Genomic DNA, 24,292 nt, shown 5'->3' with positions numbered 1-24,292 from the left:
CGGGTCGCGGCCGCCGCGACGTGGCTGCGACCTGGCTGCGACCGGGGATCTGGCATCGTTGCCTCATGGCTTCTCGTCCCGGCGGCCGGTCCGGCCGTCACGTCCGCCCTCCTCGCGCGGCGAGCGGCGGTGCGGAGCGGTGAGGGTGCTCGTCGTCGAGGACTTCGAGGTCCTCGCCCGCTCGGTCGGAACCGGGCTGCACCGCGAGGGCATGGCCGTCGACGTCGTCCTCGACGGCACCGCCGCCCTCGATCGACTGGCCGCCACCCGCTACGACGTGGTGATCCTCGACCGCGACCTGCCCGGCGTCCACGGCGACGAGATCTGCCGGCGGCTCGCCCGCAGCCGCTGTGCGACGCGCGTCCTGATGCTCACCGCCTCCGGCACGATCGAGGACCGCGTCGACGGGCTGAGCCTCGGCGCCGACGACTACCTGCCCAAGCCGTTCGCGTTCGCCGAACTGGTCGCCCGCGTCCGCGCCCTGGGCCGGCGCGCCACCCCGCCGCTGCCGCCGACCCTGGCCTGCGGGGACGTCACCCTCGATCCGGCCCGCCGGACCGCGTTCCGGGCCGGGCGCCGCCTCGAGCTGAGCCCCAGGGAGTTCGCCCTGCTCGAATGCCTGCTCGCCGTACCCGGCCTGGTCGTCTCCGCCGAGGAACTGCTCGAACGCGCCTGGGACGAGGCCGCCGACCCGTTCAGCAGCGCCGTCAAGCACACCATGCACCGGTTACGGGCCAAGCTCGGCGACCCGCCCGTGATCGAGACCGTCCGCGAAGCCGGCTACCGCATCGGACCGTCATGACGCTCGCCAGGAGATCCCTGCAGACGCGGCTCGCGCTCGCCTACGCGGCGGGCTTCTACGCCGCCGGGGTGCTCGTGCTCGTGCTCGTCGCCGTCCCGCTCGCCGGCATCGACGCGGCCACCCCCGTGGGCCGGCCCGCGGCGAAAGTGATCACCGAGTCCGCGCCCGGGATCGGCCTGCCCCGACTTCTCACGGGATCCGCCGTCGCCCTGATCCTGCTGATCCCCGTCGCCCTGGCGCTCGGCTGGCTGGTCTCCGGCCGGTTCCTGCGCCCGCTTCGCGCCATCACCGCCACCGCCAGGACCATGTCCACCGGAAGCCTCCACCGGCGCCTCGACCTCGGCGAGCCCATGGACGAGCTGACCGAGCTCGGCCACACCCTCGACGACCTGTTCGCCCGCCTGCAAGCCTCCTTCGACAGCCAACGCCACTTCGTCGCCAACGCCTCCCACGAGCTGCGCACCCCTCTGGCCGGCCTGCGCACCCTCCTCGAAGTCGCCGTCGCCGACCCCGACGCCGACGCCGACAGCCTGCGCGCGGCCTGCCAGGAGGCCCTGGCTCTGGGCGGCGACCAGGAGCGGCTCGTCCAGGCACTGCTCACCCTGGCCACCGGCGAGCGCGGCGTCACCCGCTGGGACACCCTCGACCTGGCCCATCTCGTCGAGGGAGTGCTCGCCTCCCGCCGCCGCCGAGCCGCGGAACGCGGCATCGACCTCGTCGAACGCCTGACGCCCGCGGTGACGGCCGGGGATCCGAGACTGGTCGAGAGCCTCGTCGCCAACCTCGTCGACAACGCCGTCCGCCACAACCACCCGGACGGGCACGTGACGGTCACCACTCAGACGTCCGGCACGCAGGCGGCCCTCACGGTCGCCAACAGCGGGCCGGTCATCCCCGACGACCAGATCGAGCGCCTGTTCCACCCCTTCCAGAAACTGGCGCCCGATCGTCACGGCCGCCACGACGGCCACGGCCTCGGCCTCGCCATCGTCGACGCCGTCACCCGGGCGCACCGCGCCACCCTCACCGCCGATGCCCGCCCCGAAGGGGGCCTGTCCATCACCGTGCGGTTCGCGCAGGCGTCTCGAGGGCGGCCGGCTGACGGCCGATGATGCGGCGCCGGCCCGGGGGCGAGGTGACCGCCGGCGTCCGGACGGAAGAACCTTGAAGAAGCCGATGGTTCTCGCTTGCCCGACGTCGAGCAGGACCAGCATCGAGCCGATGAGCCCGATGAGGGGAGTACCAATGGGGCAGAGCATCAAGGGGCCGATGGTCCTGCGCATCACCGAGGGCGAGATCGTCGACAGCCAGCTCTCCGAGGACGATCTGAGAGCGTTGAGCGACAAGAGCGAGGGATCCGCCGCCATAGCCAGGGTCAGATGCCCTGTCCTGTACTGCGCCGCCATGTACGACTCCGGCCTCCCGCGCTGAGGCCTCCGGTGCACACCACTCAGGCAAGGCGGCAGATGGAGGAGATCCTCTCCGGCGACCGCCCGTTCGGCGACTGCGACTACATCCGTCAGCGCGTCCGCCTGCACTACCGTCACCGCCTGCTCCTGCTCAAGGAGCACTCCAAGGGCGCGCATCTGCTGCTCGCCGCACAGCGGGACGCCTCCGACGACCGGCACCACCAGGTGCTGGGCGACCCGGCGGTCCGGGTGGCGACCGACACCTGGCTGAGCGCCGTGCTCGGCGGCCGTGAGCTGCCCTGGCCCGAGGAGGAGCTGGACGCCGTCCTGGAGACCGCGGCGGCGCAGAGCCCTCGCGCGGCCGTGCCGCCGCTGGCCGAGGGCGCGGCGGACCTGGTGCGGCTGCACGAGGCCGGCCGGCCCTGGGTGTGGTCCGAGCCCCGGGTTGAGGTGGACCCGCTGGGAGAGTTCTTCCGCCGCGTCTTCTCCGCGAGCTTCCATGGGCTCACCCTGACGAGCCCCGAGGGCCGCGTGCGCGAGACGCTCCTGCGGGGCGCGGAGCTGCTGCACGAGCTCTGCCCCGTGCTGGCGCCGAGCGCGCTGAGCCACGTGCACCTGGTCGCCGTCGCGGGCAGGGAGTCGCCCGGCATCACGTCGCCCGGCATCACATCGCCCGGCTCGGCGTCGCCCGGGTTCGCGTCGCTCACCCATCCTCGCATCCCGGGGGTGATCTTCCTGTCGGCCGCCGTGCTGGGCGACCCGTGGCAGGCCGCCGAGTATCTTCTGCACGAGGCGATGCACGTCAAGTTCACCGACCTCGAACACACCCACTCCCTGCTGGAGGAGGGCTACGACGCGGCGGAGTCGCCGCTGATCCGTCCCCACTGGAACCGGGCCAGGCCGCAGGCGGACGCGGGCTGGCCGGTCGATCGTGCCCTCACCGTGAGCCACGTCTACACCACCTTGGCGCTGTTCCACTCCACCGTGGCCGCCAGGCACGCGGAACTGGCCGACCGGTACGGGCCGATCACCGGCGCGGATCCCGCCCGGCAGGCGAGGCGGTCCTTCGACCGGGCCCAGTACCTCCTTCACCGTCTCGGCCACCACACCGAACAGCTCGGATCAGGCGGCCGGCTCTTCCTGCGCTGGCTGGGCGGGATCAACGAGGCGTTCGACCCGTCGCCCGCGCCGGCGGGCACGTACGCGCACCTCGTGCTCGACCTGTACGAGCGTGAAGCGGACACGATCCGGCGGGCCCTGTCCCGGCCGGACGCCGGGCACGCCGACGAGGACGCCGACGAGGACGCCGCCGCCCTGCGGAGCGCCGCGAGGCAGGAGATCAGCGGTTGCCTCGCCGTCCTGGCCGCGACCGGCGAGCCGAGCGACCAGCGGGACGAACTGCAGGGCCAGGACAGGGCGCTCGCGGAGCTCGAATCCTCCGGAGCGTCGTTCCGCGACAGCGCCGAGGCGTTCCTGCGGACGAGGGACCTGGTGCTGCGGGCGCTGGGCCCGGTGCCGCCCGCCGCGTTCCTGCGCCCCGTGCCCGACCGGTCGGAGGAGACCGTCACCGAGAAGGTACGGGCGATGGTCGAGGAGTCCGGCCGCCGCCTGGGCGCCCTGCTGGAGCGCTGATCAAGGGGTCGCGGGGCCGCGTCCCCGCGACCCGGCAACCGCGGACGTCAAGGAGCGCAGGCGATGCCCGACGAGGACGAGCAGGCACCGGGGAGTGCCGCCAGACCACAGGACCCGATCGTGGAGAAGTTGCGGCCCGATCCGGCGCAGGCGCCGGCGGCGGTCCTGCGCATGACCGGCTTTCTCGGCGACAGCGACCGGCCTGGCCACCGGCGGCTGTACTTCACGCGCGGGCTCGACTACTACGCGGAGTTCCGCACCGGCGACGTCATCGACATGAACACGGTCGCCCGCCACGAGGAGCCGTTCCGGGGCGAGGAGGCCACCCAGGTGACCCTGCGCCGCGACGCGACGGTGGAGTTCACCAGAACCCGTACGGCCCGCTCCCTCGACGAGTTCGACCTCGACGTGCGGATCGGCCGGTCGGGGAGCGGTCAGTGCATCCCGGGCCTGACCGACACCCGCGAGCACGACTGCGAGGAGCCGACGGCGGCGGAGGGCGGGGACTGCGTGACGCCGGGCACCTGCCAGCCGAGCTGCGAGACCTGCGTGACCAACTGCGGATCCTGCTACGAGACCTGCGTCAGCCCCACCAACTGCGCCAGCTGCGTGACCTGCGACGCCGGGTGCGGTGAGAACCGGTGAGCGCCGTCACGTCCGGGCCACCCGTACGACGGCTGGGCACGGGGGCGCCGAGGACCGACGCCGCCTGGCAGAGCCCGCTCGGCCCCGACCGGCAGGCGGCGGCCCTCCGCGTCGCTCGCGACGTCGCCGCGCGGGTGACCGACCCGGGCCGGGTGGCGGCGGCGCTCGCCGCGTCCGTCGAACAGACCCGGTTCCCCAGATCCCTGGCCCGCAGGCCCTACGCTGTGGCGGACGGCGACGCGGGCCTCGCGCTGACCTGCGCCTACCTGGACGCGTGCCGGCCCGGCGAAGGCTGGGACGCGGTGGGCCACCAGTTCCTCACGGCGGCCGCGGCGGGCGTGGAAGCGGCGCCGGCGGGCCTGTTCGGCGGGTTGAGCGGGCTGGCGTTCGCCACCGTGTCGCTGAGCCGGGACGGGACCCGCTACCGGCGGATGCTCGCCGCGCTGGACGACGCCCTGGCGCCCCGAGCCGCGGCGATCGGCGCCCGGCTCGGCCAGACCCGCGAGCCGGGCCCGGTGAGCGCGTTCGACCTGATCTCCGGAGCCTGCGGCGTGGGCGCCCACCTGCTGCGGCACGACCCGCACCACATCCTCCCGGCGATCCTCGCCGGGCTGGTGACGCTCGCCCGGGAGCAGGAGCCGCCCGCCTGGATGACGCCCGCCCGCCTGATGGGCGACGAGACGATGTCCGGGCTGCACCCGCACGGCGCTCTGGACTGCGGTCTCGCGCACGGCATCCCAGGGCCGCTCGCCCTGCTGTCCCTTGCCCTGCGCGCGGGCGTCGAGGTGCCGGGCCAGGCGGACGCCGTCAGGCGCATCGCCGACTGGCTGGTCGCCCACCGTGCCGGGGACGACTGGCCCGCGTTCGTGCCGCTGACCGGCGACGGACGGCCCGGCCGGTCGGCCCCGTCACGGAGCGCGTGGTGCTACGGGACCCCCGGGGTCGCCCGCGCCTTGTGGCTGGCGGCCCAGGCGCTCGACGACGGCCTCCTGGGCGAGCTGGCGCTGGAGTCGATGGACGCCGTCCTGCGCCGGCCGGCCGAGCGGCGCGCGATCCCGTCGCCGACGTTCTGCCACGGGGTCAGCGGCCTGCTGCACGTCGTGCTCCGCTTCACCTGCGACACCGGCCTGTTCCGCCGGGAGGCGGCCGGGCTCGTGGACGAGCTGCTGGCCGCCTACCAGCCGGAACGGCCGCTCGGGTACGCCTCCCTGGAGCCGCAGGGCAACGCCGTGGACCGCGCCGGGGTCCTGGACGGCGCGGCGGGCGTCGTCCTGGTGCTGCTGGCCGCGGCGACGGACGTCGAACCGGCCTGGGATCGGCTCTTCCTGCTGTCATGACCCGCGCTGCCCGGAGCCTGTACACGCCGATGGACTGGGCGCTGGTGCGCGCCCCGCTGCTGCCGGTGGACGCCGCCGTGCGAGCGGGCAAGCCGGCGGAGCCGGGCCGCCTGCTGCCCGGCGCGCCGGCGGTGGTGGCGGCCATCCAGGTGGCGAGCGGCGATCTGGCCGCCGCTCTGGCGCGAACGGCGCCCAGCCATCCCAAGGCTCGGCGCATCGGCCGCAAGCTGCTGCGCTACCTCATCCGCATGAGCACCCGGCCGACCCCGTTCGGCCTCTTCGCGGGCGTCGCCCTGGCCGACTGGGGAGACTGCACCGACCTGGCCCTCGCCAAGCAGGAGCCGCGCACCCGCACCCGTCCGGACCTGGGCTGGCTCACGGACCTCGTCGCGCGCCTCGAAGCCGATCCCGAGGTGCGCGCCCGGCTGCGCCTGGTGGCCGACCCCGCCGTGCTGGTCCGCGCCGGGCGGGCGTTCCCGGCGGGCGGCACGGCGTCCGTACGGGCCACTTCGGCGGTACGGCGGGCGCTCGCCCTGGCCCGCGCGCCCGTCTCGCGTGCGGAGCTCGCCGATGCGCTGATCACGCTGCCCGGCGCCACGCCGGAGAAGGCGGACGCCTTGATCGAGGACCTGCTCCGGCAAGGGTTCCTGCACCACGACCTGCGTCCGCCGCTCACCCGCGACCCCCTCGGCCACGTCCGGGAGCGGCTCGCCGGCCATCCCGTCGCGGACGACCTCGCCGGGTTGCGGGCGGCCCTGCGGGAGTGGGACGCCCGCCCGCTCGGCGAACGGGCCCGCACGTGGCCGGGCCTGCTGGACCGGATGACCACGATCGTGTCCCCCACCGACCCGCGCAACCTCCTCCAGACGGACCTCGCGCTGCCGCTGTCCGGGACCGGCCTGAACAGGCGGATCGGGACGGAGGCGGCGGCCGCGGCCGAGCTGCTGCTCCGGTTGAGCCCGCACCCCGCGGGACCGCCCCGCCTCGACGCCTGCCGCCGGGCGTTCGAGCGCCGCTACGGCGCTGGCCGCGAGGTCCCGCTGCTGGAGCTGGTCGACCCGGACTTCGGGCTGGGCCGCCCCACCGACGGCGGCAACCCGGTCCACGCCCCGGTCCACGCGCCGGTCCACGCGCCGGTCCACGCGCCGGTGCACGCGCCGGTGCACGCGCCGGCCGCCCGGCACCGGCTGCTGACCGACCTGGCGGTGAACGCCTATCGTGACCGGGTGACCGTCGTCGAACTCGACGACGACCTGCTGGCACGCCTCCAGACCTGGACCCCGGCGGCCGCGCCGGCCCCGCCGACCCTCGACCTCGCGGTCCTGGTGGCGGCCGCCGGCGCCGAGGCCGTGGACAAGGGCGACTTCCTGCTCGTCGTGGGCCCGAACCTGGGCGCGAACGCGGCCGGGCGCACCCTCGGACGCTTCGCCGACCTGCTCGGCCCCCCGGCGGCCACCGCGCTGGCGGAGGCGGCGCAGGCCGAATCCCGGCACGCGCCCGGCCGCCTCCTCGCCGAGGTGGTCTACACGCCGGAGCGGGCCCGTTCCGGCAACGTCGCCGTACGCCGGTGCGGGCACCGCCACGAGATCCGGCTCGGCCCTTCCACCGGCCTCGCGCCGGAGTGGGCCGTACCGGTGGACGAGCTGGTCGTGGGCCTGCGCGACGGCCTGTTCACCGTACGGTGGCCCGCCCGCGACGTGGAGGTCGTCGCCACGCAGTGCCACATGCTCAACCCGTCGCACGCGCCCCCGGCGGCCCGCTTCCTGCTGGACGCCGCCCGCGACGGCCGGTGCGTGTTCACCTCGTTCGACTGGGGGCCGGCCGCCGGTCTTCCGTTCCTGCCCCGGATCCAGCGGGGCCGCGTCGTCCTGTCCCTGGCCCGCTGGCGGGTCGATCCCGCGGCGCTGCGCGAGCCGGGCGGCCTGGCCGCCTGGCGGCGGGCGCAGGGCGTCCCGCGCCACGTGTACCTGGCCGGGGGCGACAACCGGCTGCTGCTCGACCTGGACGACCCCGACCAGGCCGGACTGCTGCGCGACGAACCGCCGGGACGTCCCGTCACGCTGCAGGAGGCCCTGCCCCACCCGGATCACGCCTGGCTGCCGGGCCCGGAGGGCGCCCACCTCAGCGAGGTGGTGGTGCCGCTCGCGCTGAGGGAACCACCACGGACCGTCCCGCCACGCCGCCGGACCTCCGGCGCCGTGCCTACCGGCGCCCGCCTGCGCCCGCCCGGCAGCGACTGGCTCTACCTCAAGCTGTACGGCCCCCGCCGGTTCCAGGACGAGCTGATCGTCGACTCGCTGCGCCCCTTCGGGCAGTTCGTCACCGGAGCGGGGCTGGCCGGCGGCTGGTTCTTCCTGCGTTACGCCGATCCCGACCCGCACCTGCGCATCCGCTTCCACGGCGACCCCGCCACGCTGCTCGGCCCGCTCATGCGCCACGTCTGCGCGTGGGCGGCCGACCTGATCTCCACGGGCGCGTGCGCGACCTTCGCCTTCGACACCTACGAACGCGAGATCGAGCGGTACGGCGGCCTGGACGACATGCCGGCCGCCGAGGGCGTCTTCCTCGCCGACAGCCCGGCCGTGGCCGAGCTGCTGGCCCTGTCCAGAAGCCACGGATTCCCCTACGATCCGGTCACCGTGGCCGCGCTCAGCGTCGACGACCTGCTCGACGGCCTCGGCCTGGACGTCGAGCAGCGCACGCTCTTCTACCGCGACGCCGTCTCCCCCTCACCGGACGGCGGCCGGGACCATCGCCGGCGCTCCCGCGAGCTGCGCCGGCTCCTGGGCGATCCCGGTTCGGCCGTCCCGGCACCACTCGACCGGGCCCTGACGTCCGTGCTGGCCGTCCGCCGCCGGAGCCTGCCGTCCGCGCGCCCCTCCCCCGTGGTGTGCCGCAGCCATGTGCACCTGCACTGCAACCGCTTGCTCGGCACCGGTCACGAGCTCGAACACCGTGTCCTGGAGCTCCTTCGCCGCACCCGCGAAGGTCTCGCCCACCGGTGACCGCTTGGACAGCTTCATCCCTGATGGATAGTTTCTCTGGGTCCCGCCCGACCTGACCCGCCCCCCGCCTGCAAGGAAGACGCGCCGTGACCGACATCGTCCCGCTGCGGAGAAACGCGCGTTTTCAGCTGCTGTGGCTCGGCAGCGCGGTCTCGGAGCTGGGATCGCAGCTCACCGCGCTCGCCATGCCGCTTCTGGTGCTGGCGCTCACCGGCTCGCCCGGGCTGGCGGGCGTCGTCGCCGGAGCGCGTACCGTCGCGTTCCTGGCGGTCCAGATGCCGGCCGGCGTCTGGGTGGACCGGTGGGACCGCCGCCGTACGCTCATCACGGCCCAGGGCCTGCAGGCGGTGGTCTCCGCGCTGCTGACGGTGTTGATCATCACCGGTCGGGTACAGGTCTGGCAGTTCGTCACACTGGCCGTGCTGGACGGGCTGTGCGTCGCGTTCATCGGGCCCGTCCAGGACACGGCGCTGCGCGGCATCGTCCCCTCAGGCCAACTGCACAGCGCGTACGCGCAGGAGGAGGCCCGCAGCCACGCGGCCGGACTGATCGGCCCTCCACTCGGCGGCCTGCTGTACGGCCTCGGGCGGGCAGTGCCCTTCGTCGTCGACACCGCCACCTTCGTCGCCGCCACGCTCTTCTACGCTCTGGCCAAGGTGCCCCGCCGCCCGGCGGACGAGCCGCCCCCCTCCGCCCGGGACGACGGCGAGGAGCAGCGGCCGATCCGGCGCAGCATGCGCCGGGAAGCGGCCGAGGCCCTCACCTGGTTGTGGCGGCGGCACGGCCTGCGGGAGGTCACCGCGGCGGTGACGGTCCTCAACCTGCTCGGCGGGGCGTTCCTCATCCCGCTGATCGTGCTCGTCGGCGAACGCGGCGGCGACGCGCGCGTCACCGGCACGGTCCTGGCCGGTCTCGGAATCGGCGGGCTGACCGGCGCCCTGCTGTCGGGCCGCCTCAGCAGGCTCCTGCCTCCCGGAAGGCTCCTGCTGGCCGTCGTCACGGTCTTCGGCGCCGCGCTGGCGGCCACGGCACTGCCCTGGGGCGCGTGGTGGCCGATGATCCCGTTGGTGTTCATCACCTTGTCCACGCCCTCGCTGAACGTGGTGATGAACGTCGTGGTCGCACGCATGGTGCCGGAGGCGATGCTCGGCCGGATGGGCGCGGTCCTGAGCATGAGCGCGATGGCGCTCAAGCCCCTCGGGCCCGTTCTCGGCGGGGCACTGGCTGCGGCGCTGGGCGGCGCGGCGGCCCTCGTCGTGCTGGGCGGACTGCTCGTCCTGACCGCCGCGGTGGCCGCGCTCAGCCCGGAGCTGCGCCGCTTCACCGGAGAAGCCGCCGCAGCCGGAGACGACACTCCCACTGACGACAGGGCCCCGCACGCCCCTGCCTAGCCGGTGCCGGCCATGGCCTCCGCTCTCGCCTTTCGCCGGCCGCGAACCATGCAACGCTGCCGATCGTTGTCCGAGTGTTGCCGATTCCAGGGGGACCGCGGTGGAGCAAGTCTTCGAGTACCTGCCCTTACTGTTCGTGGCGTTCGGCGCCGTGATCGTGCTCGTGTCGGTCAGGGGGATCGTGCACGGCAGGCGGTTCGTCCGCGGGGCGCGGCGAGTGCCGGGCGTGGTCACCGACGTGGCCACCACGTTCACCGGACGCGGCGAGCATCTCAAGGCGAGCCGGCGTCCGGTGCTGACCTTCACCACCCTGGAAGGGCGCGAGGTGACCGCCGAGTCCTGGACGGAGTCGCAGCTGGGCATCGGCAGGGAGACCGACGTCCTCTACGACCCGGACGACCCGACGAAGGCCGTGCCCGCCGGCGACGCCGGTGTCGGGGGCGCTTACGGCGGCATCGTCATCGGGCTCATCGCCGCCGCCGTCGGCCTGGCCATCTTCGCCGCCTCCTCCGGACATCTCAGCCCGTTCGGCGGTGCGGATGACGGCTGCCGGATCGAGCACGCCGACGGCACCTCCGAGCCCGTCGACTGCCCGCCGGGCGTGGACATGGACTGACGCGTCCCACAACTCTCGAACGGCAGGAAATCGAAAGACATATGATGGACGAATGCGGCTTTGGGGACGACACCCAACCCAAAATCAGGTCATCGCCGGACATATGCAGAATTTCTTTCGCAGCCTGCGCAAAGATGAGCAACCGGAACAAGTAGCCAAAAAGTACGCGGCCTACTTCTGGGACCGGGACGCGGAAACCTTGCGGGACATACGATCCCTCACCAGGCACGAGTTCGACGTGAGCCTCGGCCTCAGAGGAACCGACCTCGCCGCCATCACCAAGCGTGTCTCGCTCATCTCCGACACCCTCCTTCTTCATGACGGCATGGGCGGGGCGTATCACGAAATCGGGCAGACCGGAATCCACTGGAACGACCCGGAGAGACGTTCAGGGAACAAACCGCGACTCCCGCCCGGAACGCCCCCCGACCTGCCGGCATCGATGCTCCACATGGCAGCCGTCCGCGAGCCTCGTGAGAACTGGCGGGAGGACTACTTCGGCATCAGAACGCTCGACCTGGCGCAGCTCGGCACCTGGATCCTCCACGCCCGCCCCCTCCTGCAAGCCGGGCTGACCTGGTACCTGCCCGACTACTGCCTCCGCACCCAGCAGGTGAAGAAGGGACGCCCGGTCCGAAGAAGCAGGTCGATCCGTGATGCTCGGGCCGTCGACTTCCTGCTCAGAGGGCGGCGTGCGATCGAGGCGTCAGGCGAAGAACCCGTCAAGAGCCGGCTCGTCCGACCGATCCTGGAGATCAAGCTGCCCTACATCGACGGCGTCGGACTTCGGGACTTCAGCAGAATCACTGTCGAGGAGTTCGGCTCCTACGACCGTTTCCGCACCTACCTGCGCGGGAAGTTCCTCCAGCTCGACGAAGCCCAGGACGCCGTTCAGTCCGAAGTGGCCCTGACTCGGATCGGCCTGGAGATCCGGGAGCAGATTCAGGAATGCCAGGCCGAAATGGCCAGGATCCAGCGGACCAGAGCCCTTGCCGCGACCGGCGCCGTCCTCGGAACGACGGGAGCGACCCTCACCGCCGTCTACGGTCCGGCTCTGACCGCCGCGCTCGGAGTCCTGGGCGCCACCGGTGGAATATGGAGCGTGGTCCAAGCGATCAGCCAGAACAGTGTCCGGACACTCCGCGAGGGCAGGTGGTACTACATCTGGACCCTCGATCAGGCGTACGAACAGAAACGCGCGAAGGGCGGCACTCCCCAGCGCTCGAAGAAGCGGCGTTAGGGTCGCGCCCTGCGCTGTCCTGGCGCGAACCGCCGTCGCGGTGCGTGCGAGATCGGTCTGAGAGGAAGAAAGCCATCATGACGATCACGGAAGAGTCGGAGCTCGTCGAGGTCCCGTTCTGGTTCGATCCGCTGTGCCCTTGGGCGTGGGTCACCTCGCGCTGGCTGTTGGAGGTGGAGAAGGTACGGCCGGTGCACGCCGACTGGCGGCTCATGTCTCTGGCCCACCTGAACCTCGTCCAGCGCAAGGGCGAGGGGATGAGCGAGGACTACCGCAAGCAGATGGAGAACGCCTGGGGGCCGGTGCGGGTCTGCGCGGCCGCCGCCGAACACGCCGGCCGTGACGTTCTCGGCCCGTTGTACACCGCGATCGGCACCCGGTTCCACAACCAGAGACGTCGCGACGACCCCACAGTCATCACCGAAGCCCTCACAGAGGTGGGCCTGCCCGCTGGGTTGGCGGCGTCCGCCGACAGCGACGAGCTGGATCAGCTCATCAGGGACTCCCACAATGAGGCCTTCGACGAGGTGGGGCTCGATGTCGGCACTCCCGTTCTCCGCGTCGGCGGCATGGCCCTGTTCGGCCCGGTGATCAGGCGGGCGCCGCGCGGCGAAGCAGCCGGCCGGCTCTGGGACGGCCTGGTCCTGGTCGCCGGGACGGAGGACTTCTTCGAGCTCAAGCGCAGCCGCGAGCGGGGCGTCCGACCGTCCTTCGACTGAGGGACGCCGCACTGGCTTGGGGCCGGGCTCACCCGTACTGCCGGCGCATGGAGCTGTCGTAGTCGGCGTGCGGCCCCAGCCCGACCTCGGCTCGCCGCTCGTCAAGCCGATCGCGATCTTCTATCGGCTGCGGCCGGAGAACGCCGTCAGGAGCGTGGTACTGCGTGCCGAACACCTGCGGCCGCCCCTCACCGACACGGACCCGGTCCACGAGATAGGCGAGGTTCGCAGGCGGTGTTGTCGGCGTCCACGGCCGTCCATCGCTCCATCAGGTCATCGGGCACGGGACCGCTCCTGGGCAGGCTCAGGCGCACCTCCTGATCGCGCCTCATGCGTTCCAGCAGCTCAGCGCGGAGCTCATCGTTCATCGTGCCGCTTGTGAAGTGCCGGAGGTCAGCGTCACGGGCAGGTGGAGCACGTCGGTGCCGATGAAGGAGGGTAGCGGCTGGAGATCCTGCGGGCCGGTGGCCAGCCGCAGATCGGGAAAGCGCTCGAACAGGGCGGGCAGAGCGATACGCGCCTCCAGGCGGGCCAGCGGCGCGCCCAGGCAATAGTGCATGCCGTGGCCGAAGGCCAGGTGCGCCCGGTCGTGCCGGTCGATGTCGAAGCGGTCGGGATCGGCGTTGACGGCGGGATCACGCCCGTGGGCGCCGAAGCCGATGAGGATGAGGTCGCCGGCTCGGATGACGGTCTGCCCGTCCAGGGGGATGTCGGCAGTGGCGTAGCGCATCGGCAGATGCATGACGGGCGGGCGCCGGCGCAGGGTCTCCTCGATGACGTCGTCCCAGCGTGCGGGGTCGCGGCGGGCGACAGCCAGTTGCTGGGGGTGGCTGAGCATGGCGATGACGGCATGGTCGAGCAGGGACACGGTGGTCTCGCTGCCCGCGCCGATCATCAGGAGCAGCGTGCTGACGAGCTCGTCGTCGCTGAGCTGATCGAGTCCGCTGTCCCTGGCGGCGATCAGCCGGCTGGTCATGTCGTCGCCGGGCCGGGCCCGTTTGGCCTCGATGAGACGGAGCATCGAGGCGATCATCTCCTGCTGGACGTGGATCGCCTGCCCGGCTGACAGGCTGGTGTCCACCACGGCGTCGATGGTGGCCAGCATGGCGGGCCGCTGGTCCAGCGGCACACCGAACAGGTCGCAGATGACCTGGGTGGGGATCTTGTAGGAGTAGCGGGCCCGCAGGTCCAGCACGCCTTCCGGGGCCTCGGCGGCCAGGGCGTCCAGCAGCGTGGTGACGACGGAAGTGATCGGCTGCCGCATCGCCGCCACGCGGCGGGGCGTGAACGCTTTGCCGACCAGGTTCTTCAACCGCTGGTGGTCGGGGTCGTCGGTGGTGAACATGCTCTTCACATCGACCCAGGCGGTGAGCCAGCCGATCGCGTAGGGGCGGTAGCCGGGCCAGGACTTACGCGCGTCCTTGGAGACGTGGGGATGCGTCAGCAGGTGCTTGACGACGTCCCCGTCGGTCACCGACCAGGCGGTGAGGTCGCCGGGCAACCGGACGGGCACGGCCGGTCCGGCGGCTCGTAGGGAGTCGGCCTGCTCATAGACGCGGTGTCCGCTGCTGTCGAGAACCACGGGTGTGGGGGTCACGCGGGGCCTCCCGTGCGGGTGGGGGCTTCTGCGGGCTGACGGGACACGGCGCGGGGGTCGCCTTGTCGTGCGGCGAAGCCCACGCCGAGCGCTGCGAGGCGAGTGCGGAAAGACCTGGCCGGTCGGGGCCGCACTCTCCTCCCAGTTCCAGATTCCACGCCTTGTCGAAGGTCGTTTCAAGGGCCCGTCCCTGAACACCCGGCCGGGAGCAGCGCCTGCCAGGCGGGTCCGCGCCGCGGCGAAGGCCGGTCCGCACGGAGAGCCCCCGGCCCTCTCGCGGTTCAAGGGGGCCGGGGGCTCGCGGCGGTGCCGGGGTGCGCGTTCAGGCGGCGGGGGTCGCCCTGACGTAGCTGACCTCGACGTTCAGATAGGTCCCGACGCCGTAGTCATGGCCGCGGATGGCCAGGAGGTTGCAGCGCTCCAGGTGCCTGGCGGGCAGGACGACGTTGATCGCGCCCGCGGCGCAGCCGCCGCTCCTGACGGCCTGGACGAGGCGGCCGTTGAAGTAGACCCGCGCATCGTTGTCGATCGTTCCCTGGATGCGGACCAGCCGGGCATTGCGCGGGATGTGCACCCAGTGGCGTACCAGGATGTCGGTGTTCACCGCCCAGGGCGTCTTGACGTTGGTGGAATTGTTCCACGAGCAGATCCGGTTGGTTGTGCCGAATCCTTCTTGTCCGCTCGACCAGTCGCTGTCGTCGAAGTCCGGCTCGTAGAAACGCGGGGCGTCGGCCCCGGGCGGCACCTGGAGGTATTTCCAGTCGGTGCTGTTGTAGCCGAGGACGGTGACGACATTTTGCCGCTTTCCGGCCAGGAAGGCCGACGCCGACGCCGGCGCGGGCAGGGCCACGGCGGCCAGCAGCGAGCCGGCCGCCAGGCCGGCGGGAAGGAAACGCAGCAGTTTCTTGAACATGGCGATCTTCCTCCGTCGATTGTGCGAAATGTCGATCCTGCGGCCGCCGAAAGGGACATGTCTATCCATGTCGCAATTCTGCCGCCTAACATCCCGGCCGGAATGGGTAAATCGAATCATAATTTGAGCACACACCGACAGGTTAAGCAATGGCAAAGAAACGTCGGCGAGAGAAGCCAAGCGCATTCATCGTCAATGGGAATTTATCCGATATACCGAATAAACGCCCTTCCTTCGCGAGGTGGTCAGGCGGGCACCAGCAGGGTGGTGAGCAGGTCGTCCAAAGTGACGAGGCCGACGACCGCGCCGGCGCCGTCGCGGATCACGGCGATCTGGCTGTGGGCGGCGCGCAGCCGGGCGACCGCGTCGGCGACCGAGATCTCCCGGGGCAGGTCCGGCACCCGGTAGGCGAGCTGGGCGGCGGTGGTGGCGGCGCCGCGCCGGCGGGCCAGGTAGGCGTCGCGCAGGTGCACGATCCCGCTCGGCTCGGCGCCGGACCACACGATCAGCCGGGTGCGCCCGGACCGGTTGCAGGCGTCGATGACGTCCTGGGCGGCGGCGGTGGCGGGGACGCCGACGATCCGCTCGGCCGGGGTGATCAGCGCGGTGATGCCCGACTGCGGCGCCTGCAGCGCCTGGCTGAGCACCACGTGGTCGTCGGGCTCGATCAGGCCGAGCCGGCGCGACTCCGCCACCAGGTGCCGGAGCTGGTCGGGGGTGCGCGCCTTGGCGCCCGCCTCGTCCGGACGGACGCGGAACAGCCGCAGCAGGCCGTTGGTGACGGCGTTCAGCGCGCTGATCAGCGGGCGGACCAGCAGGGTGAAACCGCGGAACGGCAGCGCGAGCAGGGTGGCCGAGCGCTCGGGGTGGGCGATGGCCCAGGACTTGGGCGCCATCTCGCCGAGCACCATGTGCAGGAACGTCACGACCGCCAGCGCGATGACGAACGCCACCGCGTGCGCGGCGGTCTCGGGCAGGCCGACGGCGCCGAAGAGCGGGGCGAGGGTGCCGGCGATCAGCGGTTCGGACACCACGCCGAGCCCGAGCGAGCACAGCGTGATGCCGAGCTGCGCGCCGGCCAGCATGAGCGACAGCTCCTTGATCCCCGACAGGGCGGCGGAGGCGGCCTTGCTCCCCTGCGCGGCGGCCTTCTCCAGACGGTGTCGCTTGGCGGCGACCAGGGCGAACTCGGCGGCGACGAAGAAGCCGTTGCCGATCAGCAGCAGCAGGGTGAGCGGCAGCCCGACGGACAGGTTCATGCCTGCTCCTGCGATTCGTCACGGTAGGGGGTCAGGCGCACGCGGTCGGGCACGTGCCGGTCCAGCGTCAGCACCTCGATGCGGGCGTGCGTGGGGGCACGGGGGTCGAGGGTGGCGGGCAGGTCGGCGGTGATGACGTCGCCCGGGACGGCGAAGCGGCCCAGCCGGTGCAGGACGAGCCCGGCCAGGGTGTCGTACTCGTCCTCGTCGGGCAGGTTCAGGTCCGTCTCCAGAGCGATCTCGTCGATGCGCAGGGCGGCGTCCAGTTCCCAGGCCTCGCCCTGGCGCACAGCCCGGGGCGGGTCGGCGTCGTTCTCGTCGGCGATCTCGCCGACCAGCTCCTCGGCGACGTCCTCCCAGGTGACCAGTCCGGCCAGGCCGCCGTGCTCGTCCACCACGCAGGCCACTTCCTGGCCGCGCGTGTGCATCTGGGCGACCAGGTCCGGCAGGTTGATCGAGAAGGGCACGATCAGCACGTCGTGGGCGAGGTCGGCGACACGGGTGGCGGCGGCCTGCTCGACCGGGACGGCGGCCAGGTCGCCCAGGCTGACCACGCCGATCACCTCGTCCAGGGTGGCGCCGAGCACCGGGTAGTGGGTGTGGCCGTGGGCGGCGACGAGCTCGTCCAGGTCGGGCACGGTGGCCGCGCCGGTCACGGCGACCACCTCCACGCGCGGCACCATCACTTCCGCGGCGGTGTGGTCGGAGAAGGCCAGGGCCCGTTCGAGCACGTCGGCGTGGCTGCCGGGCAGGTGGCCGTGGGCCTCGGACTCGCCGATGAGGTGGCCCAGCTCCTCCAGGGTGGCGCCGTGGTGCAGTTCCTCGACCGGCTCGATGCCGACGGCGCGCAGCAGTTTGTTGGCGGCGGTGTCGAACAGCTTGATCACCGGTCCGGCGATGGCCAGGTAGACCAGGGTGGAGCCGGCCAGCGCGCGGGCCAGCGGCTCCGGGCGGGCCAGCGCCAGGTTCTTGGGGGCGAGCTCGCCCAGCACCATCTGGATCACGGTGGCCAGCGCGAAGCCGATGCCGAGCGCGATGCCGCCGATCGCCGCCTGCGGCACGCCGGCCGCCTCCAGCGCGGGGGCGATCAGCTCGGCCAGCGCGGGCCTGGCGATGAAACCCACGATCAGCGCGGTGACGGTGATGCCGAGCTGCGCGCCGGACAACATGAACGACAGCCGTTCCATCACCTTGACCGCCTTGGCCGCCTTCTTGTCGCCGGCGGCGGCCTGCTGGGACAGGGCGAGCCGGTCGGCGCTGACGTAGGCGAACTCCTGGGCGACGAAGTAGCCGGTGGCGAGGGTGAGCAGGACGATGGCCACCAGGCCGAGTGCGACGCTCATCGCGGCTGTGCACCCCGCAGACGAAGGCCGTACCTGGGGCTGGGGCTACTGCTCGGGTCCGCTGACACGGACACCACCACCGATCCTTCCCGTTTCGTGTTCTCCGCCGCAGCGCGCCGGCTGCGGCTTCCTGAGCCGGACGTTACCCACCCCGGGCAGGCCGGACCTGACCGGGGCGTCTTCTCCCAGGTCAACGCGTATGGGTGAGGGTAAGTGCCGGATGTGATCCGCGTCTCAGCCGGGTTCGGTCGCAGTGGGAGCCTCCCGTCGCCTCTACCATGATCAGCGATTTGTGATCTTCACGGTGAGGAGCGATCCAGTGGTGTCCGGGCAAGAACGCGTGCGGGCCGTGCTCGAGCACCGGCTCACCCAGCGGGCCGTCATCGGCGTCATCGTGCTCAACGCGGCCACGATCGGCTGCGAGACCAGCGCCTACCTGATGGACCGGGCCGGCGGCTTCCTGCACGCCGTCGACCGGATCGCCCTGGCCGTCTTCACCGTGGAGATCGCCGCCCGGCTGTTCGCCTACCGCCGCGCGTTCTTCGCCGACCCGTGGAACTGGTTCGACACGGTCATCGTGGCGATCGCGCTCGTCCCGGCTTCCGGTCCGGCCTCGGTGCTGCGGGCGCTTCGCATCCTGCGGGCGCTGCGCCTGGTCTCGGCGGTGCCCAGCATGCGCCGGGTGGTCAGCGCGTTGTTGTCGGCGGTGCCCGGGATGGCCTCCATCATCGGCCTGCTCGTCCTGATGATCTACATCGCCGGGGTGATCGCGACCAAGCTGTTCGGCGAGATCATGCCCGAACGGTTCGACGAACTCCCCCGCTCGCTGTTCACCCTGTTCCAGATCATGACCGGCGACGACTGGGGCAACGTCGCCCAGGCGGTCATGGAGCACAAGCCGTGGGCGTGGGTCTTCTTCATCGCCTACATCCTGATGTCCACCTTCGTGGCGCTGAACCTGTTCATCGCGGTGGTGGTCAACGCCATGAACGACGCCGAGCCGTCCCCGGCCGAAGCCCGCACCCAGGCCGAGCTGGCGGAGGTGAGGCAGCAGCTGGCGGCGGTGAACGCCAAACTCGACCAGCTGCTGCTGTCGCGCGAGGCGGTCACGGCCGACGGCCGCGCAGACCCGAGCTGACGGGGCAGCCGTGGCGTTCGAGGGTGGCGACGAGCCCGCCTGACGGAACACGGCTCAGTCGACCCAGGCCCACAGGCAGAGGTCGAGCATGCACACCAGCGCCCACACGACGAGTGCGGCGGCTCGTTGACGCTCCCCTGCGCGCATGCGTTCGCCCCAGCGGTTCGACGGCCATGACAGTTGCTACATTGCGCAACTCTACAACCTTCTGCGGCGGTTGAGGACGGCCAGCGCCCCGCCGTACAGAACGGCCACGAGCACCAGCCACAGGCAGCTCGTGACGGGCAGGGCGGTCAGGCCGACGGGACCGGCCAGGGGCGAGAGCGGCAGCAGCAGCCCGATCGCCGCGAGCGAGCCCGTGGCCAGCCACAACGGCGGGGAGACCGGGACCACCGGCCGCAGGAGCAGCATGATGACGGCCTGGGTGAGCAGGTTCTCGATGAACCAGCCCGTGTGGAAGGAGCGCTCGTCACCCGCGCCGACGACCTGGGTCAGGACGGTGAAGGTGGCCAGGTCCGCGACGGCGTTGAGCGCCCCGAAACGGGCGATGAACCCGAGGATGCCACGCGGGCGCAGCCCGAACGGCCCCCGCAGCACGGCCGGCGCGGCCCGGTCGAAGGCGAAGGCGAAGGCGAGCTGGGCGACGTCGAAGCAGACGTTCTGCAGGAGCACCTGGACCGGCAACATCGGCAGGAACGGCAGCGCCAGCCCGGCCGCCAGCATCGCGATCACGTTCCCGAGGTTGGACGACAGCGCGATGCGCAGATAGGTGACGATGTTGCCGGTGCTGCGCCGTCCGGCGACGATCGCCTGGTCGATCGCCGACAGGTCCTTGCCGGCCAGCACGACGTCGGCGGCCTCGCGGGTGACGTCCACGGCGGCGCGCGGGCAGATGCCGACGTCGGCGGCGCGCATGGCGGGCGAGTCGTTGACGCCGTCGCCGAGGAAGCCGACCGTGTGCCCGGCCTCGCGCAGCATGCGGACGACGCGGGCCTTGTCGTCCGGGGTGCAGCGGGCGATCACCGTGGCCCGTTCGGCGGACGCGGCGGTGAGGTCGGCCGCCTCGATCACCGCCCCCACGTCGAGGCCCAGCTCCCGGCACGTACGGGCGGCGGTGGCCGGATGGTCGCCGGTCAGCACCTTCAGGGTGATGCCCCTGCGGGCCAGCAGCGCCAGCGCGGCGGCGGCGTCCGGCGACGGCTCGTCGACGAGGGTGAGGAAGCCGGCGAGCGTCAGCCCGCCTTCTGTGCCGGGACCGGCGGCGGACCGGTCGCACACGGCGACCGCGAGCACCCGCGCACCGGCCTCGGCCAGGGCTCCGGCGACCTCGCCGGCCCGCAGCCGGTCGCCCGGTCCCATCGCGCACCGGTCGAGCACCGCCTCCACGGCGCCCTTGACCACGACGACGTCCGCGCCGCCGTCGCGGACCACCGCGCGGGACAGGCGCCGGGCGGGATCGAAGGGGGTGGCCTCCAGCCCCTCGGTGTCGCCCAGGTCGGGCGCGCACTCCAGGATCGCCTCGTCGAGCGGGTCGGGGATCGGCGGATCGGCCAGGTGCAGCGTCCAGAAGCTGTTGACGGCCGCCCAGCGCAGCACCTCGGGATCCGGCCTGCCGTCAGGGCCGACGGACCCGCTCAGCACCGGCCGGTCGCGGGTCAGCGTGCCGGTCTTGTCCATGCACAGGACGTCGATCGCCCCCACGTCGTGCAGCGCGGGCAGCCGCTTGACGATCACGCCCTGGCGGGCCAGCAGCGCCGCTCCCCGGGCGAGCGCCGTGGTCACCACGACCGGCAGCATCTCGGGCGTCAGCCCCACGGCCACCGCCACCGCGAACGGCAGCGCCTCCAGCCCTCTGCCGCGCAGGACGGCGCCGGCCACCAGCGCCACGGGCGGGACGACCAGCATGAGCCGGACCAGGATCCAGGAGATGCCGTTCACCGACTGGTCGAAGGCCGAACGCCTGCGCGCCGGAGCGTGGTGGGCGCCGGCGAACCGGGTGCCGCCGCCGGTGGCCGTCACCACCGCCAGCGCGCTGCCGGAGGCCACGCTGCTGCCCTGCCAGCACAGGTGGTCGTCGCCCTCGGGCAGGTCGCGCGCCCGCTTGGGCACGGGCGCCGACTCGCCGGTCAGCGGCGCCTGATGGACGGTCAGGCCGGCGGCCCGCAGCAGCCGCACGTCGGCGGGGACCAGGTCGCCGGGCCCCAGCTTGACGACGTCACCGGGGACGAGCTGGTCGACGGGGATCTCCCGTTCCCGGGGCTCGCCTCCCTCGTGGGCGCGCCGTCTCACGGTGGCCGTGGTGGCCACCAGCCTGCGCAGGGCCGCGGTCGAGCGGTCGGCCCGGAACTCGCCGTTGGCGCGCAGCAGGCAACTCGCCACGACCAGCAGGACGATGACGCCCGCCGTGCCCCAGGAGCTGATCACGGCGGCGACGAGCCCCAGCGCGAGCAGCGTCATGGTGAACGGATCACGCAGGCTGCGGGCCAGGCGGCGCGGCCAGGACACCGGCCGCTGGGCGGGGATCGTGTTCTCGCCGTGGTCCAGCAGGCGGGCCTCGGCCTGGTCCTCCGTCAGGCCGCGCGGCCCGGTGTCCAGCAGGCGCAGGGTCTGGAGCTGGGTCAGCGGGGCCGGTCCGGCGCCGGCCGTGGTCGGCGCGTCAGGCGCCCAGACCATGGACGCGTCCTGCGGAGGTGCCGGCCCGCTGCGAGAGCCGCCCGACGAGCCCGCGCACGGTGGCCACGACGTCCTCGTCGTCGATCAGGTAGACGACCCTGCGGCCCTCGCGGCGGGAGCGGACCAGGCCGGCCAGCTTGAGCTTGGCCAGGTGCTGGCTGACCGCGGGCAGCGCGCCGCCCACCCGCTCGGCCAGCCCGGACACGTCGCACTCGCCCTGCGCCAGCGCCCACACGATGTGCAGCCTGGGCGGCGAGGCGAGCAGCGCGAAGGCGGCCGCGGCCTCGGCCAGCACTTCGGCGGGCGGGTCAGGGGTCTGTGCGCCGGCCACCTTCACTCCTTCTTGGGACAGGTGCCAAGTCTAGGCGCGCGGCGCGCCGGCTCCCTAGCGTCGCATCCGCTACCGGCCGTCCTGCCGCGCGCCGGCCCGCAACCTGGCCGCCTGCTCCTCCAGACGCCGGGCCTGCTCCTCCAGCGAAGGGGCCGGCTCGTCCGTCCTGGTGGTCTCGGCCTTGAAGATCCGCAACGAACGGCCGACGGCGCGGGCCGTGTCGGGCAGCCGCTTGGCCCCGAACAGGAACATGAAGACGAGGGCGATGATCAGGATCTCCGCCCAACCGAGGTCGGCCATGGTGTCGTCCTTACTGAGCAGGCGTTTTGTCAGCTTCAGACTGCAGCAAGGTTGCTCAGATGCGCAAATCAGACATTGTCCCGCGAGGGTGCGCCGTGTCGGTCAGACGGTGTGGAGCTCCACGTCCACCGGCGTGTTCTGCGCCTTGGCGGCGAGCGGCGTGAACAGCGCGCCCAGCCGGTTCACCACCTCGGGGACGATCCGGTAGTAGACCCAGGTGCCGCGGCGTTCGCCGTCGATCAGCCCGGCGGTGCGCAACACCTTCAGGTGGTGGGAGATGGTGGGGGCGGTCAGGTCGAAGACGCCGGTCAGGTCGCACACGCACGCCTCGCCGCCGGGATGGGAGCCGATCAGCGACAGCAGGCGCAGCCGTACGGGGTCGGCGACGGCCTTGAGCAGGGTGGCCAGTTCGGCGGCAGCTGTCTCGCCGAGCGGCTCGCGGGCGATCGGCGCACAGCACTGGGCGGTGGCGGGGGCTGCCATGGCGTGACTCCTTGATTCGATGCCGGTCTAAATCATAGGCGTTGGCAGGCGACCGGCGCGAACGCGGAGACGGCCCACGCCACGGCCGTGGCGCGGCGCCCCCGCTCAGCCGCAGCAGCCGCCGCCGACGCCCGCGGCCAGGCCGGCCCGCCGCTCCTGGTCCTCGGCCAGGCTGGACGAGCACACCCCGGTCTCGGGCAGGTCGAGCCGCACGTCGCGGGCGGCCTGCCAGTCGCCGGCCAGAGCGGCGACGACGGAGCGGGCCTGCTCGTACCCGGTGGCGAGCAGGAAGGTCGGGGCGCGGCCGTAGCTCTTGACGCCGATGGCGTAGTAGCCGGGCTCGGGGTGGGCCAGCTCGTCCACGCCGTGCGGCGGGACGGTCCCGCAGGAGTGCTGGTCGGGGTCGATGAGCGGCGCCAGGGCGCGGGTGGAGCCGAGCACCGGGTCGAGGTCGAGACGCAGTTCGGCGGCGATGGAGTGGTCGGGGCGGTAGCCGGTGGCCCGGACGATCCGGTCCACGGTGATCGACTGCTCGGCGCCGGAGGGGGTGCGGCTGGTCACCTCGACGCCGTCGGCGGTGGCGCGCACCCGGTGGGTGAAGAAGCCGGTCAGCAAGGCGATGCGGCCGGAGGTGACGTGGGCGCGCAGCCGGGTGCCGAGCGCGCCGCGGGCCGGGAGGGCGTCGGCGTCGCCGCCGCCGTAGGCGCGGCCGGCGGTGCCCGCGCGGATGGCCCAGGTGATCGGGGTGTCGTCCAGCTGGGCCAGGGCGAGCAGCGTGGTGGCGGCCGAGTGTCCCGCGCCGACGACCAGGACACGCCGGCCCTCGTAGCGGTGCCGGTCGGCGCCGAGGACGTCGGGCAGGGCGTGGTCGATGGGCACGTCGTTCTCGCCGTGGGCGGGCAGGCCTGCCGCGCCCAGCACGTTCGGGGTGGTCCAGGTGCCGGAGGCGTCGATGATCGCGGCCGCCTGGAGCTCGCCGCCGTCGGCCAGGCGGATCACGAAGGGGGCCTGCTCGCGGCCTGCCGTGCGCAGCCGGTCGTGGCCGAGGCGGCTGATCGCGGTCACTCGTGCGTTCGTGCGCACCCGGTCGCCGAACAGCTTGGCCAGCGGGGCCAGGTAGTCGGCGACGAGCTCGGCGCCGGTCGGCAGCCGTCCGGGGTCGGGGGCGGTCCAGCCGTCGGCCTCCAGCAGGCGGCGGGCGGCGGCGTCGATGTCGTACGTCCAGGGGCTGAACACCCGTACGTGCCCCCACTGCGCGATCGACGCGGCGACCTGATCGCCGGCCTCCAGCACCAGGTGGCCGAGGCCGCGCTCGGTCAGGTGCGCGGCGGCGGCCAGGCCGACGGGGCCCGCGCCGATCACGACCACCGGCAGGTCGTCCCGCACCGAGGCCGCCTGGCGAGGGGCCGCGATCTGCTCGATCGCGATCGTGGTGGGGCTGCAGCAACTGTCGCTCATG

General features: G+C 72.7%; 21 protein-coding genes and 1 pseudogene. 12 read left to right on the top strand and 10 right to left on the bottom strand.

Annotated features, from left to right (window positions below):
- Positions 1–139 precede the first annotated feature (139 nt).
- From ACFYYW_RS16555 to ACFYYW_RS16505, 11 genes are all read left to right on the top strand, one after another.
- Positions 140–802 carry a response regulator transcription factor gene (locus tag ACFYYW_RS16555; RefSeq protein WP_387649503.1) on the top strand — a complete coding sequence of 221 codons (663 nt, stop codon included), beginning with the start codon at positions 140–142 and terminating at the stop codon, positions 800–802.
- Entirely contained in the window at positions 799–1,914 is a 1,116-nt protein-coding gene (locus ACFYYW_RS16550) for a sensor histidine kinase (protein WP_387649500.1), read from the top strand. The genes ACFYYW_RS16555 and ACFYYW_RS16550 overlap by 4 nt, the downstream gene beginning before the upstream one ends.
- Positions 1,915–2,047: 133 nt before the next feature.
- Positions 2,048–2,233, top strand: coding sequence for a hypothetical protein (locus tag ACFYYW_RS16545; RefSeq protein WP_387649497.1), 186 nt, complete (start codon positions 2,048–2,050; stop codon positions 2,231–2,233).
- Between the two features lie 35 nt (positions 2,234–2,268).
- The gene (locus ACFYYW_RS16540; RefSeq protein WP_387649494.1) at positions 2,269–3,843 is read left to right on the top strand and encodes a hypothetical protein; all 1,575 of its coding nucleotides are present in this window, start codon (positions 2,269–2,271) and stop codon (positions 3,841–3,843) included.
- Between the two features lie 63 nt (positions 3,844–3,906).
- Positions 3,907–4,488, top strand: coding sequence for a hypothetical protein (locus ACFYYW_RS16535; protein WP_387649491.1), 582 nt, complete (start codon positions 3,907–3,909; stop codon positions 4,486–4,488).
- Positions 4,485–5,825 (top strand): lanthionine synthetase C family protein, encoded by a 1,341-nt coding sequence (locus ACFYYW_RS16530; protein ID WP_387649489.1) that lies wholly within the window; start codon positions 4,485–4,487, stop codon positions 5,823–5,825. Before ACFYYW_RS16535 ends, ACFYYW_RS16530 begins: the two co-directional genes overlap by 4 nt.
- Positions 5,822–8,830, top strand: a complete 3,009-nt coding sequence (locus ACFYYW_RS16525; RefSeq protein WP_387649487.1) for a lantibiotic dehydratase — start codon at positions 5,822–5,824, stop codon at positions 8,828–8,830. The genes ACFYYW_RS16530 and ACFYYW_RS16525 overlap by 4 nt, the downstream gene beginning before the upstream one ends.
- Positions 8,831–8,916: 86 nt before the next feature.
- Positions 8,917–10,221, top strand: coding sequence for an MFS transporter (locus tag ACFYYW_RS16520; protein ID WP_387649484.1), 1,305 nt, complete (start codon positions 8,917–8,919; stop codon positions 10,219–10,221).
- Between the two features lie 100 nt (positions 10,222–10,321).
- Positions 10,322–10,837 (top strand): DUF3592 domain-containing protein, encoded by a 516-nt coding sequence (locus tag ACFYYW_RS16515; protein WP_387649482.1) that lies wholly within the window; start codon positions 10,322–10,324, stop codon positions 10,835–10,837.
- 52 nt (positions 10,838–10,889) lie between these two features.
- The gene (locus ACFYYW_RS16510) at positions 10,890–12,077 is read left to right on the top strand and encodes a hypothetical protein (protein ID WP_387649479.1); all 1,188 of its coding nucleotides are present in this window, start codon (positions 10,890–10,892) and stop codon (positions 12,075–12,077) included.
- A gap of 77 nt (positions 12,078–12,154) precedes the next feature.
- Positions 12,155–12,796 (top strand): DsbA family protein, encoded by a 642-nt coding sequence (locus ACFYYW_RS16505; RefSeq protein ID WP_387649476.1) that lies wholly within the window; start codon positions 12,155–12,157, stop codon positions 12,794–12,796.
- Between the two features lie 28 nt (positions 12,797–12,824).
- Here ACFYYW_RS16505 and ACFYYW_RS16500 read toward each other — a convergent pair.
- The 5 genes and pseudogenes from ACFYYW_RS16500 to ACFYYW_RS16480 form a co-directional block, all read right to left on the bottom strand.
- Positions 12,825–13,010, bottom strand: a pseudogene (locus tag ACFYYW_RS16500) (DUF6624 domain-containing protein); the annotation flags it as partial.
- Between the two features lie 150 nt (positions 13,011–13,160).
- Complete coding sequence (locus ACFYYW_RS16495; RefSeq protein ID WP_387649473.1) at positions 13,161–14,393, bottom strand: cytochrome P450; 1,233 nt, start codon at positions 14,391–14,393, stop codon at positions 13,161–13,163.
- Positions 14,394–14,715: 322 nt separating this feature from the next.
- Positions 14,716–15,306 carry a hypothetical protein gene (locus tag ACFYYW_RS16490; RefSeq protein WP_387649470.1) on the bottom strand — a complete coding sequence of 197 codons (591 nt, stop codon included), beginning with the start codon at positions 15,304–15,306 and terminating at the stop codon, positions 14,716–14,718.
- A 245-nt stretch (positions 15,307–15,551) separates the two neighbouring features.
- Positions 15,552–16,565: a hemolysin family protein gene (locus tag ACFYYW_RS16485; RefSeq protein ID WP_387649469.1), complete on the bottom strand. Its 1,014-nt coding sequence runs from the start codon at positions 16,563–16,565 to the stop codon at positions 15,552–15,554.
- Complete coding sequence (locus ACFYYW_RS16480; RefSeq protein ID WP_387649466.1) at positions 16,562–17,908, bottom strand: hemolysin family protein; 1,347 nt, start codon at positions 17,906–17,908, stop codon at positions 16,562–16,564. The genes ACFYYW_RS16485 and ACFYYW_RS16480 overlap by 4 nt, the downstream gene beginning before the upstream one ends.
- Positions 17,909–18,227: 319 nt before the next feature.
- On the opposite strand from ACFYYW_RS16480, the gene ACFYYW_RS16475 reads away from it, so the two are divergent.
- Positions 18,228–19,046 carry an ion transporter gene (locus tag ACFYYW_RS16475; protein WP_387649463.1) on the top strand — a complete coding sequence of 273 codons (819 nt, stop codon included), beginning with the start codon at positions 18,228–18,230 and terminating at the stop codon, positions 19,044–19,046.
- A gap of 198 nt (positions 19,047–19,244) precedes the next feature.
- Here the strand turns inward: ACFYYW_RS16475 and mgtA are convergent, their stop codons facing one another.
- The 5 genes from mgtA to ACFYYW_RS16450 all read right to left on the bottom strand — a co-directional run bounded on the left by mgtA (position 19,245) and on the right by ACFYYW_RS16450 (position 24,291).
- Positions 19,245–21,719 carry a magnesium-translocating P-type ATPase gene (mgtA, locus tag ACFYYW_RS16470; protein WP_387649460.1) on the bottom strand — a complete coding sequence of 825 codons (2,475 nt, stop codon included), beginning with the start codon at positions 21,717–21,719 and terminating at the stop codon, positions 19,245–19,247.
- On the bottom strand, positions 21,703–22,050 hold the full coding sequence (locus ACFYYW_RS16465; RefSeq protein ID WP_387649457.1) for an ArsR/SmtB family transcription factor: 348 nt from the start codon (positions 22,048–22,050) through the stop codon (positions 21,703–21,705). Before ACFYYW_RS16465 ends, mgtA begins: the two co-directional genes overlap by 17 nt.
- Positions 22,051–22,119: 69 nt before the next feature.
- Positions 22,120–22,350: a twin-arginine translocase TatA/TatE family subunit gene (locus ACFYYW_RS16460; RefSeq protein ID WP_364335331.1), complete on the bottom strand. Its 231-nt coding sequence runs from the start codon at positions 22,348–22,350 to the stop codon at positions 22,120–22,122.
- Positions 22,351–22,452: 102 nt separating this feature from the next.
- Positions 22,453–22,833 (bottom strand): metalloregulator ArsR/SmtB family transcription factor, encoded by a 381-nt coding sequence (locus ACFYYW_RS16455; RefSeq protein WP_387649455.1) that lies wholly within the window; start codon positions 22,831–22,833, stop codon positions 22,453–22,455.
- 105 nt (positions 22,834–22,938) lie between these two features.
- Positions 22,939–24,291 carry an FAD-dependent oxidoreductase gene (locus ACFYYW_RS16450; protein ID WP_387649452.1) on the bottom strand — a complete coding sequence of 451 codons (1,353 nt, stop codon included), beginning with the start codon at positions 24,289–24,291 and terminating at the stop codon, positions 22,939–22,941.
- Position 24,292: the final 1 nt, after the last annotated feature.

Source organism: Nonomuraea sp. NPDC001831, assembly GCF_042892035.1.
In the GTDB taxonomy this organism is placed as follows: Bacteria; Actinomycetota; Actinomycetes; order Streptosporangiales; family Streptosporangiaceae; genus Nonomuraea.
This window is presented reverse-complemented; position numbering and strand designations above follow the sequence as displayed.